Here is a 15,899-nt window from a genome sequence, read left to right on the forward strand (position 1 = left end):
CTCGCGGTCGAGATGTCCGGAGACCCCACCGGCAGGCCGGTGTTCCTGCTCCACGGCACCCCCGGCAGCCGGGTCGGCCCCGCCCCGCGCAGCGCCGTCCTGGCCCGGATGCGGGTCCGGCTGATCTCCTTCGACCGCCCCGGCTACGGCGAGTCCACCCGGCTGCCCGGCCGCCGGGTCCGCGCCGCCGCCGAGGACGTCACCACCATCGCCGACGCCCTCGGCCTCGACCGCTTCGCCGTCGTCGGCCGCTCCGGCGGCGGCCCGCACGCGCTCGCCTGCGCCGCCCTGCTCCCCGACCGGGTGGTCCGGGCCGCCACCCAGGTCTCCCTCGCCCCCCGCGACGCGGACGGCCTCGACTGGTTCGACGGCATGACCCCGTCCAACGAACGCGCCTACCGCCAGGCCGAGTTGGGCCAGCCCCGGATCGCCGGCCCGTTCCAGGTCCGCTCCCAGGTGATCCGCCGCGACCCCGCCCAGCTCATCCGCAACCTGGTCCCCGAACTCACCCCGCCCGACCGCACCGTGGTCGCCGACATCGGCATCCGCCGCATGCTCCAGTCCACCTACCGCCAGGCCTTCCGCTACGGCGCCGACGGCTGGATCGACGACGTCCTCGCCTTCATCGCCAACTGGGGCTTCGCCGTCGACACCATCCGCGTCCCGGTCCGCATCTGGCACGGCGCGGACGACAAGTTCTCGCCGGTCGGCCACTCCTCCTGGCTCGCCGACCACATCCCGGGCGCACAGCTCTACATGGAACCGGGCGCGGGGCACTTCGGTGCCCTGAAGGAGATGACGGACGCGATCCGCTGGGCGGCGAGCAGCTGAGACCGGGGGCGGGTGCGACGCCGGAGGCGCGGGAAACTGCGCGAAGCGGAAGGCACCCAACCGCAAGATCGCGACGCAGGACAATGACCTGCACCTGATCGCGACCTTGCGGACGGGCCTTGCGCTTGTCGCGTAGTTCTCCCCCGGCCCTGGCGGGCCGGGAGGTACCCCACGCGCCCCTGTTTTCGCACCCGTCTGCCTTCTCCTTACAGCGGCTGCGGCTCCAGGTCTCTGTTGCTGCGCTGCCAGCTGCGCGCAGCGACCACGGACGGGTGTTCCTCGCCGAAGAGTTCGACCAGCGCGGCGACCGCCTGCATCCGCAGGCTCTCCGCCTCGCTGCGCCGCCCGGCCGCGCGGAGGGTGACGGCGAGGTTGGCCTGGCAGACCAGCGTGTCGGGGTGAGTGGCCCCGTAGCGGGTGGCGAGGCCGTCGTACGCACTGCGGCCGAGCTGTTCGGCCTCGTCGAGGTCCCGGTTCTCGGCGAGCGAGTTGGCGAGGTTGATGACGGCGTTGAGGGTGAACGGGTGGTCGGCGCCGAGCACCCGGGTCAGTCCGTCGACCGCGGAGCGGCCGTGCTGGATGGCGCCGTCGGTGTCGCCGGATCCTCGCAGGTAGATGCCGAGGTTGTTCTCGCAGGCGAACGTGAAGGGGTGTTCGTCGCCGAACAGTCGCCGGTGTCCCTCGTAGGCGTCGGTGGCGATGTCGCGGGCGGTCTCCTTGTCCCCGGCGGCGCTGAAGTCCGCAGCAAGGTTGAGCCGACAGGCCAGCGAATCGGCGAAGTCCGGCCCGTAGAGGGCGATGTAGCGCTCGTAGGTACGGACGGTGAGTTCCCTGGCCTCGGAGTACTGGCCGGCCCGGCGCAGCGAGACGGCGAGCGACTTGGCGTTGCGGAGCTCCTCGGGCAGGCCGGAGGCGTCGACGTCGGTGAAGGCCTCGGTGACTTCCCGCAGGAGGTCCACGGAGCCCTTGTAGTCGCCCATCTCGCGCAGGTCCCGTGCGAGGTGGGACTTGGATCCGAGGGTGTAGGGGTGGTGCGGGCCGAGGACGGCGGAGCGGCGTTCGACGGTGTCCTGGTCGAGGTCGCGGGCGGCGACGCTGTTGCCGACCAGGCGGTGGTCGATGGCGAGGTTGTTGGCGACGGAGAGCGTGCGCGGGTCGTCCTCGCCGAACAGTTCGATGAACTGGTTGTAGGTGTCCTGGTCGAGGGTGAGGGCTTCCTGGAAGCGGTTCAGGTACCGCAGGTCGGCGGCCATCGAATTGGCGGTCATCAGGGCGTACGGGTGGTGTTCGCCGAGGAGTTCGCGCTGGCCGGCCAGGGTCGCCTGGTTGAGCGCCAGGGACTCGTTGTAGGAGCCCTTCGAGCGCAGCACGTTGGCGACCTGGAAGCGCAGGCTGAAGATCTGGCGCCGCCACAGGCGCTGTTCGACGGGGTCGGCCTCGGCTTCGGCCCGCACCGTCCAGGCGGCGTCGAGCTGCCGGCCGAGTTGCAGTGCCTGGTCGAGGTCGACGCGCTTCCACAGGTAGCGGACCCGGTCGATGAGCAGTTCGCGCACCTCCCGCTCGTCGCAGTCCTGGGCGCGGGAGGGCCCGAGGTGCGGCCAGATGGCTTCCAGCGTGGGCCAGTTGGCCGGATCGTCGGTGTCGCCGCGGGGAGGTCGGGCGTTGACCAGGATGCGATGCACCTGGTGCATGGCGAGGTTGCGTTCGTTCTCGTCCATTCCGCTGCGGACGACGGCCTGGACCAGCCGGTGGACCTGGAAGGAGTCGGACCCGGCGTCGGTCTTGGCGAGGGCGTAGCGGCTGACGGCGCGCAGCACCTTGCCGAGCAGGAAGGTGTCGGTGAGTTCCTCGTCGTAGGGGACCAGGGCGAGCCGCATCTGCTCGGAGAAGAAGAACTGCTTGAGCGAGATCGGCTCGGGCGCGAAGAAGGCGCACAGTTCCAGCAGCCGGACGGCGGCGGGGGACTGCTCGCGCAGCCGGGCGATGGAGACGTTCCAGGTGAGGCCTACGGGGGTGGGGTAGTCGACGGGGGTCTCGCCGGCGGCGAGCACCTTGGTGGCCTCGGCCTTGAGCTGGTTGACGTAGGTGTCGACGGGGGTGCGGGTGGTCTCCAGCCAGGCGGCGGCGACCTCGACGGCGAGCGGGAGGTCTCCGACGGCCTCGGCGACCCGGTCGGCGTCGGCGCGGCTCAGGCCGCGGACCCGGCGGGTGAGGTGGTCGATGGACTCGGTGCGGTCGAACACGTCGACGCTGAGCACGCCGGCCTGCCCGGACCAGCCCTGGTTGCGGGAGGTGACCAGGATGTGGCCGGGGCCGTCGGGGAAGAACCGCCGGATCTCGCCGGGCTCGTCGGCGTTGTCGAAGATCAGCAGCCACTTGGAGGTCGGGATGCCCTGCCGGAGCGCGTCGCGGGCGGCCTGGGCGGCTTCGCTGACGTTGTCGCCGACCCGCAGGCCGAGGCGTCCGGCGAGGTCGGCGAGGTCGGCGACGACGTTCTCGCTCTGCTCGGCGTCGATCCACCACACCAGGTCGTAGTACGACATGTACCGGTGCGCGTACTCCAGCGCGACCTGGGTCTTGCCGACGCCGCCGAGGCCGTACAGGGTCTGCGGCGGTGGCAGCACCGCTGTGGTGCCGCCGGCGAGTTGGGCGCGCAGGTCGTCCAGGACCTTGACCCGGCCGGTGAAGGAGTGGTTGCGCTGCGGCACCTCCCAGTGGGTGGGCTTGGTGCCGGGGAAGCGCGGCGCGCCGGTGCTGCGCTCGGGCAGGTCCGTCTCGGTGCGGCCGAGTGCGCGCAGCAGCGCCGTGGCGGCCGCGGTCTCGTCACGCCCGATCAGATCGACCGGGTTGCGGCTGTTGTAGGGCGCGTTGAGGCGCACGTCGGAGACCCGGACGGGGATGAGCTGGCGGCGGGCGCCGGCCGGGTCGGCGAGCACGGTCCGGTCCCACAGCGCCTGGGCCTGCGGGGACTGCAGGTAGGCGGCGGACAGCAGGGCGACGGTGCGGTACGCGGAGTCGATGCCGCGGCCGGTGGCCTCGCGCGGGTTGGCGCCGGCGCCGAGGTCGCGGGGCACGACGCGGTAGCCGGCGTCGGTGAGCAGCGCGGAGATCCAGTCCGCCCAGGCGCGGTCCTCGGGCACGTAGCTGAGGTACAGGTCGGCGGGGGCGGTGGGGCGGCGGCGGGCGAAGCCGTCGAGGTGGCGCAGCCGCAGGTCCTCGGGCATCGGCGGGAGTCCGGCGACCCGGCCCTGGGTGATCTCCCGGGTGAGTCGTTCGTTGGCGGCGAGCATGGATCCGGGCAGGCCGGGCTGGTCGCCGAACGGGGCGAGGATCTCCTCGTACGCGTAGAACGGCCGGTAGGGGATCTCGACGCCGGCCCAGTAGCGGGCCAGGTCGGGTTCGCCGAAGCCGGCGGGCAGTCCGCCGAACTTGATCCGGGCGAGCGCCCGGCCGGCGTCGGCCTTCTCCTTCTCGCCCTCGTCGATGCGCATCGGGACGGGCAGGATGCGGATGTCGCGGTCGCCGTAGCGGTCCTCGATGACCCGGGCGATCCGGGAGGCTCCGTCGATGGACTGGTCGCTGAGGGTGAAGCAGACCACCAGGTCGTCGGGCATCTCGACGGTGCAGATGTCGGCGGTGTCGGTGAGGCCGGTGCGGCTGTCGATCAGCACGTAGTCGTAGCGGCGCTTCATGTCGGCGCGCAGCGACTGGATGAACCGCCGGCCCTGGTAGCGCTCGTAGAGCAGGTCCCAGTCGAGGCGGGTGACGGAGTAGTCGCGGTTCTGCTGGCCGGCCGGGACGAGGTCGATCCGGCCGCCGCCGGGGAAGTGCGGCCAGGCGAGGGAGAGCGCGTGCGGGTGGATCCGGGCGAAGTCCTCGATCCAGTCGGGGTCGCGGTCGACCGGGCGCCGGGCCTCTTCGATGTAGTCGGCGAACAGGTCCATGATGCCGGTGGTGGCGGCGACGATCTCGGGGTTGAGGAACGGCCGGAAGAACTGGCTCAGCCCGGGGGCTTCCAGGTCCCAGTCGACGACCAGCACCCGGTAGCCGTTGGCGGCCATGATCCAGGCGGTGTTGGCCAGCGCCATGGTGCGGCCGGTGCCGCCCTTGTACGAGTAGAAGGTGACGATCCGTCCGTGACGGTTCTCCACGGTGGCGTCGCGACGGCGCGCCTGGATCTGCGGGCCCTTCGCCGGCCTCTCGGTCATGACGTTCCCTCCCCCGGGCCCTTGGTGCCCGTCGTGTTCCCGCACGCCGTACCGCCGAACGGAGTTCCGACCGTCCGGCGTCCTGCTGTCACCCGCTCCCAGCTCCTAGGGTCCGATGCTGGGTCTGCGGTCCGTGGGGCCGTCGTCCGGCCGGTCGCGGTGGTGCTGTTCATGGGCGGTGCAGGCGCGCATGACGGCGCGTTCCATCTCGCCGCGGAACTCCTCGAGGCTGCCGGGGGCGCCGGCCGCGGCGTCGTCGCGCAGGCTGGGCTTCTGCAGCGCCCCACGGCTGACGGCCAGCACGCTGTCGCCGATGTCGTTGAGCATCCGTTCGTGGTCGCGACTCTGCTGGTCCTCGCGGTTCCAGGGTTCGATGATGGCCACCGAGCCGAGGTTGCGCCGGTCCAGCCGGCGCACCGCCTCGACCCGCTGCACGTCCAGGAACGCCCACCGGTCGACCAGCAGCACGCACGGCGCGGACGGGCGTTCGCCGGTCAGCAGTTGCTCCGACTCCTCCTCGAACTCCCGTACGGTGGGCTGGAATCCCATGTTCCGGGCGACGTCCGCGGCGTCCTGCGCGAGCGGCCGGCTGGAGTCCGGCCGGAACGGCTGCCAGTCGGTGCGCAGCTCGCCGTACCAGGCGCCGCTGCGCTGCGGCGGCAACTCCGGTTGGTTGTAGGAGAACACCGAGATCCGCACCTTGTCGGCGACGTCCGGCTGGTCGAACGCGGACGGCTGGGACTCGAAGTCGAAGACCTGGCCGGCCGGGATGACGGTCTGCTCGGCGACGTCGACGATCCGCTGGGCGAGCCGCCACACCGCCTGGTGGTACTGCGAGCTGAACGCGGCGATCTTCATCAGCGCGTACAGGCCCTCGGCGGCGTAGTCGTCGCCGAAACTGTCGTGGTTGAACTGCAGTTCGCCGGCCACCCGGGGCAGCGGGTAGTGGTCCATCGGCACCCACAGCGCCGGCACTATCCCGGTCATCCGCTCGGCCGTCGGGCGGCGCTGGTACACCGACCGGCGGGTGAACAGGTGCCATTCCCGGCCGCACGCCTCGGACTTGAAGTAGCGCGGTGAGTACAGCGGCACGAACACCCGGCAGCTGGAGAGCTCCCGCGACAGCCGCTCGGCCCACTTCTGCCCCTGGTGCATGGACCGGTCCATGAACCCGATCGGATGCCCCGCCGGCAGGTCGGTGATCTGCAGTATCGCCTCGCACAGGTCCTGGTAGAGCTTCGCCACCCAGAGGTTCGGATCCGCGGCACCTCTGGAGTTCACCCGCGGGGTGTGCGCGTAGCTGAGGAAGAAGTACGGCCTCGGTGCTTCCTTCCCCCGGCCCGCTGGGCTGTTCACACGCGCCTCCCCCGAGCCCGCCTGACACCTGTTCCCCGAAAGGGACTCAAGTGTAGGAACGGCTGCCGCCGGAATGGAATAGGGCCTTGATCTGACTGAGGCTCAACTACATCTGTTCGGAAACCATTTGGCGGCCAGATCGACCGCCTCGCGAATCGGCAGCAGCACGCTGTCGGCCCGTCCGACCCGGCTGCGCCGCAGGCTCGCCAGATCCTGGCCGAGCATCTCGCCCATCTTCTCGAAGTGCGTGTCATCCAGCCGGGTGGCGGTGAACGCTTCGACCTTCCGCTCCGCCGCGGCGGTGCGCCGGACGCAGGTGTACACCTGCTCGGGCCGGTCCGGCTGCCAGTACTCCAGCAGGTGAAGACAGGTGCAGTGCCGCATGGGGGCCCCCAGCATCAGGCTGCGTGCCCCGTTGCGGTACAGCCACCCGACGGGCGACTCGTCGCCGAGGTGGCAGGAGAGCGCGTGGACCGCGGTCAGTTCCTCGGCGGCCGGGCCGAGCGCGGCGAAGGAGGTCTGCGGGTGCGCGCTGCGCCGCGCGCCGGGCCAGCGCCTGACCACCTCGGCGAGGTGGCCCATGGTCGGTGAGGCAGGAGTCCGGTCACGGTCCCAGGCGGGCATCTGCCGGTGGTATTTCTCCAGTTGGGTGGGCGTCAGCCCCGCGGTCGCGGCCCGGTAGTACGGGGAGGTGCGGGAGTTCTCGGGTGTAGCGGTGTACACGACCAGCGTGCCGCGCACCCCCAGCGCCTCGACGAGCGCCTTCGCTACCCCTATCGCGCCCTCCACCACCGGCCCGATCGCCCGCAGCGAGGCCTGCACCAGCAGGACTTCGCCGTCCCGTACACCCAAGGCCCTTAGCTGATCGACGAGTTCGCCGATCCCCCAGGGGCGCTCCGGCTCGGCACCCGGTGCCACGTCCGGACGGACCGCCGCGTCGGTCACCGCCGCCCTACCGCGCCCTGCCAGGCCGCCAGGTTCGCCGCGACGGCCTCCTTCGCGGCCTGCTCGGTGGACGCCCCGACCGGCACCTCCAGCGCGGGGGCGAGCGCCGTACGCATCCCGGCGGCGAACCGCTGCCCGAGCGGGGTGAGCGAGCCGGACCCGGCCAACGTCTCGATCGCGTCGGCGGTGTGCGCCCGCCAGGTGGCCAGTTGCAGTCGGGCCGCAGTGGCGGCGTCGCCCCGGATGCCGTCGAAGGCCCGCACCCGGCTCGCCCAGTACGCGGCGACCGCGAGGTGCGCGTAGGTGCCCTGCAGCAGCCCCTCCAGCGGCCGCGGGTCGGGCCGCCACGGCGCGTGGTAGAGCCGCTCGTCCTCCCGGTCGTACAGGTCGTGGAAGTCGAGCACCGCGCCGAGCTTGACGTGCTGGAACTCGTGGGCGAGCAGCAGCGCCAGCACCGGCGCGGTGGTCGGCCGGGCGATCCCGACCGCCCCGTACGCCTGCCGGGCGGCGGCGCTGATGTCGCGTCCGTCCGTGCCGCGGGCGAGCGGGGTGACGGTGCTCAGCCCGGCCGCGAGGCCGGCCGCGTACTCGGGCAGGTCCCGGCCGAGCAGCTCCCACGCCTCCCGCAACGCGCCTGTCCAGTCGAGGAGTTCGGCGTCGGGCAGGCGGTCGGCAACCGCCCATTGGTGGCTGTCGCGCTGCGGGTCGGTGTCCTCCAGTGCGACCGTCCAGCCCGGCAGGGCGACCCGGCGGACGGGCTGCCACAGGTGATCGCCGGGCCGGTCCCACCGGACGGTGTGCTCGCCGCAGGACAGCCCGTCGGCGTCCCCACGCAGCACCGCCTCGGTCCGGCCGTCCATCCGCAGCCGGCCGAGCGTCGGCAGGTGCAGCCAACCCGCCCGGACCGGCAGTACCAGTTCGAACTCCGCCCGCCCGCGGGCCGCAGCCGCCGCCGCCAGCTCGGCCAGTCCGCCCACGTCCCCGCGCGGGTCGCCCTGCAGGCAGCGCACCGCCCAGGCCCGGGCGTACGGATGGGCGAGCACCGCGTCGAGTGCCCCCGAAGCAGTCCGGTCGGCCTCCACCAGCAGTTGCCACGCGGGGCTGCTCCCGGGGCCGCCGACGGCAGCCACCAGCCTTCGGCAGAGCCCCAGTTGGGCCCGGCCGAGGGCAGCGACGGCTTCCGGCCCGCCGAGCCCGTGAGCCAGTTCCTCCAGGTGCCGGTCGGTCAGCGACGGCCCGGCCTCGGCGGGCACGGCGACCGGGGCCGAGACCCGGTCGCGGATGGTGGTGATGAGTTTCAAGAGGTCCCCGCAGTACACCGACGGGTGGTCGAAGCCCCCGCCGGTTCGGTATCGGTGGGCGTACAGGCCGCCGCCGCAGCTCCGGACCACCGGGCAGGCGCGGCACTCGGCCGCGAGGCCCGCAAGGCCGGACTGCCGCTCCAGCATCCCGGGATGCCGGGCGACCTCGTCCAGGCTGTGCGCGAACACGTCGAAGCCCGTGGCGGGCGCGCCGTCGTAGGCGGTCTTGAGGCTGTCGGCCTGCTCCAGCGTCCCGTCGGTCTCGACGACCACCAGGTCGGCCGGGTCCAGCCCGAGCGACTCGGTGAGGCTGGAGCGCCCCCGCAGCGTGCGGTGCACCGAGTCGAAGATCCGCACCGGCACCGGCCGGCCCCGCTCGGTCCAGTGGCGGTGGATCGCGAGCAGCCAGTCCGCGTAGGGCGTCGGCCCCGCCCCCTCGGGCCGGGTCGGCGGGTGGTCCCAAGTGGCGTGCGGCAGCAGGAAGTCGATGCGCGGCGGCTGCTCGGCGACCAGCGCCTCGTACACCGCGACCGGGTCGTTGGCAACGTCGATCGTGCACAGCAGCCCGGCATACAGGTGACGGAACTCCGGCTCGCGCAGCAGCGACAGCGCGGCCAGTACCTTGGCGTGGCTGGAGCGGCCGTCCGGGAAACGCCGGTGGCGGTCGTTGGCGAGGCGGTCGCCGTCCAACGAGATGCCGACCTTGATCCCCTGCTCGGCGAACAGCTCGCAGAACCGGCGGCTCAGCAGCACCCCGTTGGTGTGGATCCGCAGGTCCAGCGCGCACCACTCGGGCAGCGCGGCCCGCAGCAGTTCGGCGGCCCGCCGCAACCTGGCCGGGCCCGCGAGCAGCGGCTCCCCGCCGTGCAGCACCACGTGCACAGCGGGGAGCCGGTGGGTCCTGGCGTGCTCGCCGATCCGTCCGGCGGTACGCTCCAGCACCTCGTCCGTGACCGCCCTGCTCTTGCGGATCCAACTCGTGTCCCGATGTTCGTACACGTAACAATGGTCACAGGCAAGATCACACCGGCTGTGAACTTTGAGGACGAACTGACTGAAAGGCGCCGTTCCGGACATTACAGGCGAACCGATTCGACAGTTCCGCCCGGTCAGATGGAGGACTGGAACGCGGCCACCGCCACCTGGCGGGTGGTGGCGGCCGGAATCACCCGCTGGATCTGCGCGTTGAGATCCTCGACATCCAGGGCAGCGAGATCCGCCAGGGTGGCGTGCTCGAAAGCCGCCTGAGGCTCGGACAGGTTTTCGGCGATTGCAGTGGTCATCGGCGTTGCCTTTTCACTGAGGCGTGCGGACGGGGAATCGCCGCAGCCGGAATTCCAGTGTCGCGAGTCACTGCGGCCTGACACCGAGGCACAGCATAGCCTCCGACGAGCCCGGCGACCTCCCGTCGAAAACCCACCCATCACACCCTCATCGCTTGCGCCGCACCGAAGTTGACTGCGCATCAGCCATTCATGGAGAACCCGTTCGGCGGTACCGCTGTTCGACCGAGCGTGCTAGCGACAGCCGAACTGGTGGCCCCAGCGGCCCCGTGTCAGCCCTCCCCCTCCAGGCGATCCAGCGCGGCCCGGGCCTCGACCGTGTACGGGTGGCCGGTACCGATCAGGCCCTCCAGTTCGGGGAGCAGTTCCCGCAGCTGCCGCAGCCCGGCCGACCGGTCGCCCGCCAGCGCCGTCCAATAGGCGTGATCGGCGCGGGCGGCCAGGAATTCCGGGTGCTCCGGCGGCAGCCACCGGCTGAGGTCGGCGAGCAGCTCCCGCAGCAGGGCGACCGCGGCAGCCGGGTCGCCCAGTTCGCCGGTCGCGGTGGCCAACCGCCGGCGGTGACCGTACAGGGACGAATGACGCGGCCCGAACACTTCGGTCAGGCGCGGGATCATCGGCGCGATCCGCCGTACGGTCTCGCCCGGATCGCCGGTCACGACCGCGCTCCAGTGGCCGATCTCGGCCTCGGTGGTCAGGGTCAGCAGCTCGTCCGGGCCCAGCACCCGCCGCAGGTCCGGCAGCAGAGCCTCCCACAGCGCCAGCGACTCGGCCGGATGTCCGGTGATCCCGGTGTGGGAGGCGATGTTGGCACGCGTGCGCAGGGTCTCCCGGTGCTCCTCGCCGAGCACCCGGACCTGGCGTGGCAGCAGATCGCGGTACGTCTCAAGGGCATCCACCGGCTCCCCGGACTCGGACAGCCAGAAGCCGCGCTGGTGCCTGGAGTACAGGCAGTCGGGGTGGTCGGCGCCGAGCAGCCGCTCCTGCTCGGGCAGCAACGCACCGTAGGCGGCCGCGGCGGCCGCCCGGTCGCCCGACCGACCGGTCCAGTGCGCGACGGCGGCCCGCAGTGTCAGAGTGCGCGGGTGGCTGTCGCCGAGCCGGGCCGCGCACTCCACCAACAGCTCCCTGGTCAGCCGCAGCGCGGTCTGCGGGGAGCCCGCCTCGCCGATCCAGCGGGCCAGGTCGTGACGGCCGCCGAGCACCACCGGGTGGTCGGGACCGAGGGCGCCCAGGAGCTCCTCCAGCACCTGTTCGCCGCGCTCCACCGCCTGCTTCCACTGCTGGGCCGCGACCAGCTCGGCCAGCGCGCGGTCGGCGGACGCGAGCGCGCCGATCGCCACGTCCTCGACCGGACCGCCGGTCGCGGCGACGGGTGCGAAGTGCCGGAACAGCGGCGTGTCGGAGCCCGCGAAGGCGGTCGCGCCGGGTGGCAGCGCCAGTGTGCCGGCCGTGTCGGCCCGCAGCGCCGGCGTGTACCGGCCGGTCTGTCCCCCGTCCCGCAGCAGGTCGGTGACCAGGGCGGCGGTGCCGAGCGCGGCCCTGGTGGGCAGTGTCTCCAGCAGCAGCTCGCGCAGGCCGGGCCGGAAGTCGTAGCGCTCCGGGTGCCCGGGCCCGTGGTCGCGTCGCAGCAGCCCGCCGAGCAGCACCTCGGCCAGCTGCGCGGGGCTGCTCCGGCCGCGCAGCACCGCGCGCTGCACGAGCCGCATCACCGGCAGCGTGAGGGGGCGGACCGCCGCCAGGTGCGCGGCCAGCCGGAACGCCTCCGGCGAGGCCGCCGAGCGGAACCCGGCCAGCCGGGAACGCATGTCGGGTGCGGAGCCGGTGGCGGGGGCGGGCCGGGCCGCCGCAGGCCCGGGGACTTCGGCGACCCTGGCGGCCAGGTCGCCCCCGTCCGTCAGGAAGGACGTCCAGCCCGCGACGGCGCCGGGGCTCAGTTCCAGCACCGGCACCGGGAGCCCGTCGAACGGAGCGAGGTCGGACGGCAGCAGCGGGTCGATCACCCGCCAGGACGCGTTGGGCCCGCCCGGTGCGCCCGCCCGCAGCACCTTGGCCTCGGTACGCAGTCCGGCGCCCGACCACAGCCGCTGCGGCAGCGGCTGGAGGACGGCGGTCGGGCAGCTCCGGGCCCAGCCCGCCAGCATCCGATCCATGCCGCCGCCGCGCCAGTGCTCGCCAACGGTGTCCGACAGGACCACGACCAGGCCGCGGCCGCCCGGCGGACGGACCGCGGTCGGCGGCACGGCGGGCGCGTCGGGCGCGAACGGGCGGGCCCGCAACCGGGGGCCGTGCGGGTGCCGGGTGTCCAACCCGTAGCTGCGCAGCCGCCGGAACACGCCGGCCCGGACCAGTACCGCCCGCAGTTCGCCGGCGAGTTCGCGCCACAGCTGCATGGAGAGGCCGTCGTCGACGACCAGGACGATTTCGTGGCGGCGTTCCGGGCGCGGGCGCATCACCGGGTCGAGCAGCCCGGTCTCGGCGGCCAGGTCGGCGGTGGCACGCTCGTCCAGGTCGCTGTCGTGGTGGGAGGGCGCGAACCGGCGCAGCGGCCGCAGTGCCCGGGTCAGCGCGGAGTGGCCGGGCAGCGCCCGGCCGTCGGGCACCAGCACCGGCAGCGCGGCGGTGCCGTCGGCGACACCGCCGACAGCCGTGTACACGTCGGTGCCGCGGTACGGCGCGGGCGGCGCGAGACACGTGTCGGCGCCGGTGGCTGCGGTCGGCGCGGCGCCGGAGGGTGCGGACGCGCCGCCCGGGCCGACGGGCGGCCCGGACGACGGCAGGCGGTCGGCGAGCCAGACGGCCTCGGCCAGTTCCCGGGCCGTCAGCTCGGTTCCGGCGGCGGCCAGGGCCTGTTGCAGCAGTTCCAGTGGCCGCGCGCCGGTCACTGCGGCTGTCCGGCGTCGATCGAGCGCAGCACCTCGTCGAGCAGGCGGTCGTCCGGGCCGGTCCCGGCCAAGAGGTGGACGGCGTTCAGCAGCTGGTCGGTGGCGAGGACGGCCTGGCCGGTGTCGCGGCGGGCCAGGAATCGTTCGATCAGGGCGTCGGCGTGCGGGCCGCCGTCGCCGAGGTGGGCGCGGACGATCTCGCGGAGCTGGTCGCCGGTGGGCGGCTTGAGGTCGAGGCGGAGGCAGCGGCGCAGGAAGGCGGGCGGGAAGTCACGTTCGCCGTTGCTGGTGAGGACGACGATCGGGAACTCGGCGCAGCCGACCAGTCCGTGCCGGACGATATGACGTTCGCGGTCGCCCTCGACCATCACCGCCACCTCCGGGCGGCGTTCGCCGAGCCGGGCCAGTTCCGGGATCCGGAACTCGCCCTCCTCGAAGACCACCAGCAGGTCGTTGGGCAGGTCGATGTCGCCCTTGTCGAGTTCGTCGACCAGCAGGACCCGGGGCCGGTCGGGCCGGCTGGTGGCCAGCGCCGTACCGAGCGGGCCGAGTTGGAGGTAGTCGCCGATGTCCGACTCGGCGCCGGGTGCGGCCGCGCCGCCGAGCCCGGCGTCCCGCAGCCGTCCGACCGCGTCGTACCGGTAGAGGCCGTCGGCGAGCACGGTACGGCTGTTGACGTCCCAGCGCAGTGGTTCGCCGAGGCCCAGCTCGTGGGCGAGGGAGTAGGCCAGCGACGACTTGCCGGTGCCGGGCGGGCCGGTGACCAGCAGGGGGCGGCGCAGGTGCAGGGCGGCGTTGACGATCCGCACGTCGTCGGGGGCGATCCGGTAGGTGCGGGCGCGCCGTTCGAAACCCCGCGAGGGGAAGCGCCGCCACGGCGGCGGTTCGGGCATGGCCGTGATGGAGCGCGGCTCTCCGTCGCCCCGGTACAGCTGCCAGTTGCTCGATCCATCGGTCACTGCGGTGCATCCTTCTGTGAGGCCGGTCGCGGGTCGGTGGGATCAGGAGGGATCGGCGAGGGTCAGCGCCGCGGGGATGCCGTCCGGGCCGTCGTAGACCAGTGCCAGGTGCCTGCCCAGTGCGTCATCGGCCTGCCGGACCCTGGTCTGGTACACCACCCGGGGCAGTTGGGCGGGAGTCAATCCGTCGGCCAGGTCACGCAGCCGGGCCCCGCTGTCGCGGCCGGCGGTGGGCCGGGCCCACACCACCCCGGGGACTCCGACCGCCATGGCGATCGCCCGCAGCACGCCGGTGTCGGCCGGCGGACAGCACAGCGTCACTCCGCCGACCGGCCGGGGCCGGCCCCGTTCCTGCACCACCGGTTCGCGGCGTTCCTGAGCCAGCACCTGGGCGCTGTGCCGGGTCTGCCAGCGGTAGCGAAGCTCCGGGAGGTACTCGGGGCGGCGCAGTTCGGGGCAGCGCAGGACCACCAGGAAGTCCTCGCCGAGCACTCCGGGGAACAGCGGGTCCGGCCGGTACACCCACTGGTCCACCTCGATGTCGAGCTCGTCCTGGGGGACGAAGAACTCGACCCGGGGCAGCACGCCGGCCTGGCTTTCCCGGGCGGTCCTGGCCAGCAGGCCGGCCAGCTGCTCCAGGAGCTCCTCGCGGCGGGCGGGGACGTCCTGGGCGCTGCGGTGGAGGACCGTCCCGTCGGTGCCGACGGCTTCGAGGGTCCAGCCGAACAGTCCGGTGCGGCCGGAGCGCCACAGTTGCACCTGCACCAGCGGTGCGCCGTCGCCGTCCTGTTCGCGGGCGGCGGCGGCCTCCGCGGCCTGGGCCCGGTGCTCGGCGAGTCCGGCGGCCACGCCGAGCCGCTCGGCCACCGCGTCGGACCAGGCCCGCAGCGCGGCCGCGACGGTCGGATCGGTGTCCTGCGCGGCGAACTCGATGGTGCGCAGCAGGGCCGGCACCTTGCCGTGGCGGGGCCGGTGGCCCTCCAGGAAGCTCACCAGCGCGGGCCAGTCGGCGTCCGCAGGAACGGGCAGCAGCGGTACGGCCCGGGCGGCCACCCCGCGCGGGTGGTCCGGGCCGTGTGCGAGCAGGGCGAGCAGTTCGCGGTGTTCGGCGGCGGTGAGCAGTTCGTCGGGTGCGGTGAACACGGCCTCGGTCTGGAGGGCAAGGCGCTGTTCGGGGGTGGTGGCGAGGTCGGCGAGCAGCGCCAGCAGGGTGGTGGTCCCGTGGTCGGCGGTGAGCGCGGTGTGGGCGAACCACTCGGGCGGGGCGTCGTCGGGGGGCGGGGCGGCGCCGAGTTCGCGGGCCAGTCGCCAGGCGGGTCCGGCCCGGCGGGCGGCGTCGGGCAGGGTGCGGCGGACGGCGTCGACCAGGTTCGGCCAGGCCTCGGCCGACGTCTCCCCATCCGGCCCGGTCCGGTCGGCGGCGAGGTGCGGGAAGTGTGCGGTGATCACTCCGGTGGGGATGGCGAAGGCCCGGCGGTCGCGGCGTCCCACCACCAGGCCGACCATCCGGCGCTGTTCGCGGTCCCACAGCGGGGAGCCGCTGTACCCCTCGACCAGTCCCTGCGCGGAGCCCGGGGTGTCGAGCACCAGCCAGTGCTCGGTGACGCCCTGGACGGTCACGGCAGCGACGGTGCTGGCATTGCCGCTGCCGAACCAGGCGAACGCGGACGGCCCGATCCGGTGGTGGCCGAGCGCTACGGGCCGGGCCTGCTCGGGCAGTGGACCGACCAGGGTCAGCAGGGCCAGGTCCGCGGCCCATTCCCGGTCGCTGTCCCGGACCGGCCGGTCCGTTCCGTGGCCGGGTGGCAGCCACTGTTCGAGCACGGCCCGCCAGTGCCGTCCGGGGGCGAGGTTGGGCAGCGCGAACACCAGACCGTCGACGGCCCCGTCCCGTTCGCCGGGTCTGCTCCGCTCGTGCGAGTCCCGGCCGAGGGCCAGGTTGACGACGTGTGCGCAGGTCAGTACCCGGCCGTCGGGCAGCAGCAGGCCGCCGCCGTGGGCTCGCGGGTCGCCCTCCCGGTGGACTGCGACGTGGGCGGCTTTGGCCGCCGCATCGGGGTCCTCCCCCGAAAGCGAACCGGGTTGCCACCGGGAGTCCGGCGTGTGTCCCAAAGCAGTCCCCCAACCGCTC

9 protein-coding genes are annotated in these 15,899 nt (G+C 73.3%); 1 reads left to right on the forward strand and 8 read right to left on the reverse strand.

What is annotated here, in order from left to right:
- The first annotated feature begins 12 nt into the window (after nt 1-12).
- Nucleotides 13-831, forward strand: a complete 819-nt coding sequence (locus tag ACFYST_RS25685; protein ID WP_387865899.1) for an alpha/beta fold hydrolase — start codon at nt 13-15, stop codon at nt 829-831.
- Between the two features lie 206 nt (nt 832-1,037).
- Here the strand turns inward: ACFYST_RS25685 and fxsT are convergent, their stop codons facing one another.
- The 8 genes from fxsT to ACFYST_RS25725 all read right to left on the reverse strand — a co-directional run bounded on the left by fxsT (nt 1,038) and on the right by ACFYST_RS25725 (nt 15,880).
- Nucleotides 1,038-5,039, reverse strand: a complete 4,002-nt coding sequence (gene fxsT / locus ACFYST_RS25690; RefSeq protein WP_387865737.1) for an FxSxx-COOH system tetratricopeptide repeat protein — start codon at nt 5,037-5,039, stop codon at nt 1,038-1,040.
- 105 nt (nt 5,040-5,144) lie between these two features.
- Entirely contained in the window at nt 5,145-6,395 is a 1,251-nt protein-coding gene (locus tag ACFYST_RS25695; RefSeq protein ID WP_387638511.1) for a TIR-like protein FxsC, read from the reverse strand.
- Between the two features lie 102 nt (nt 6,396-6,497).
- The gene (locus ACFYST_RS25700) at nt 6,498-7,340 is read right to left on the reverse strand and encodes an aminoglycoside N(3)-acetyltransferase (RefSeq protein WP_387865740.1); all 843 of its coding nucleotides are present in this window, start codon (nt 7,338-7,340) and stop codon (nt 6,498-6,500) included.
- The gene (locus ACFYST_RS25705; protein ID WP_387865743.1) at nt 7,337-9,718 is read right to left on the reverse strand and encodes an FxsB family cyclophane-forming radical SAM/SPASM peptide maturase; all 2,382 of its coding nucleotides are present in this window, start codon (nt 9,716-9,718) and stop codon (nt 7,337-7,339) included. Before ACFYST_RS25705 ends, ACFYST_RS25700 begins: the two co-directional genes overlap by 4 nt.
- 32 nt (nt 9,719-9,750) lie before the next feature.
- The gene (gene fxsA / locus ACFYST_RS25710) at nt 9,751-9,924 is read right to left on the reverse strand and encodes an FxSxx-COOH cyclophane-containing RiPP peptide (RefSeq protein ID WP_387865746.1); all 174 of its coding nucleotides are present in this window, start codon (nt 9,922-9,924) and stop codon (nt 9,751-9,753) included.
- Between the two features lie 272 nt (nt 9,925-10,196).
- Nucleotides 10,197-12,809, reverse strand: coding sequence for an SAV_2336 N-terminal domain-related protein (locus ACFYST_RS25715; protein ID WP_387865748.1), 2,613 nt, complete (start codon nt 12,807-12,809; stop codon nt 10,197-10,199).
- Nucleotides 12,806-13,702, reverse strand: coding sequence for an AAA family ATPase (locus ACFYST_RS25720; RefSeq protein ID WP_387865902.1), 897 nt, complete (start codon nt 13,700-13,702; stop codon nt 12,806-12,808). The genes ACFYST_RS25715 and ACFYST_RS25720 overlap by 4 nt, the downstream gene beginning before the upstream one ends.
- A 108-nt stretch (nt 13,703-13,810) precedes the next feature.
- Nucleotides 13,811-15,880 (reverse strand): trypsin-like peptidase domain-containing protein, encoded by a 2,070-nt coding sequence (locus tag ACFYST_RS25725; RefSeq protein ID WP_387865751.1) that lies wholly within the window; start codon nt 15,878-15,880, stop codon nt 13,811-13,813.
- Between the last annotated feature and the right edge of the window lie 19 nt (nt 15,881-15,899).

Origin of the sequence: Kitasatospora sp. NPDC004614 (assembly GCF_042873675.1) — a bacterium.
Taxonomy (GTDB): Bacteria; Actinomycetota; Actinomycetes; order Streptomycetales; family Streptomycetaceae; genus Kitasatospora.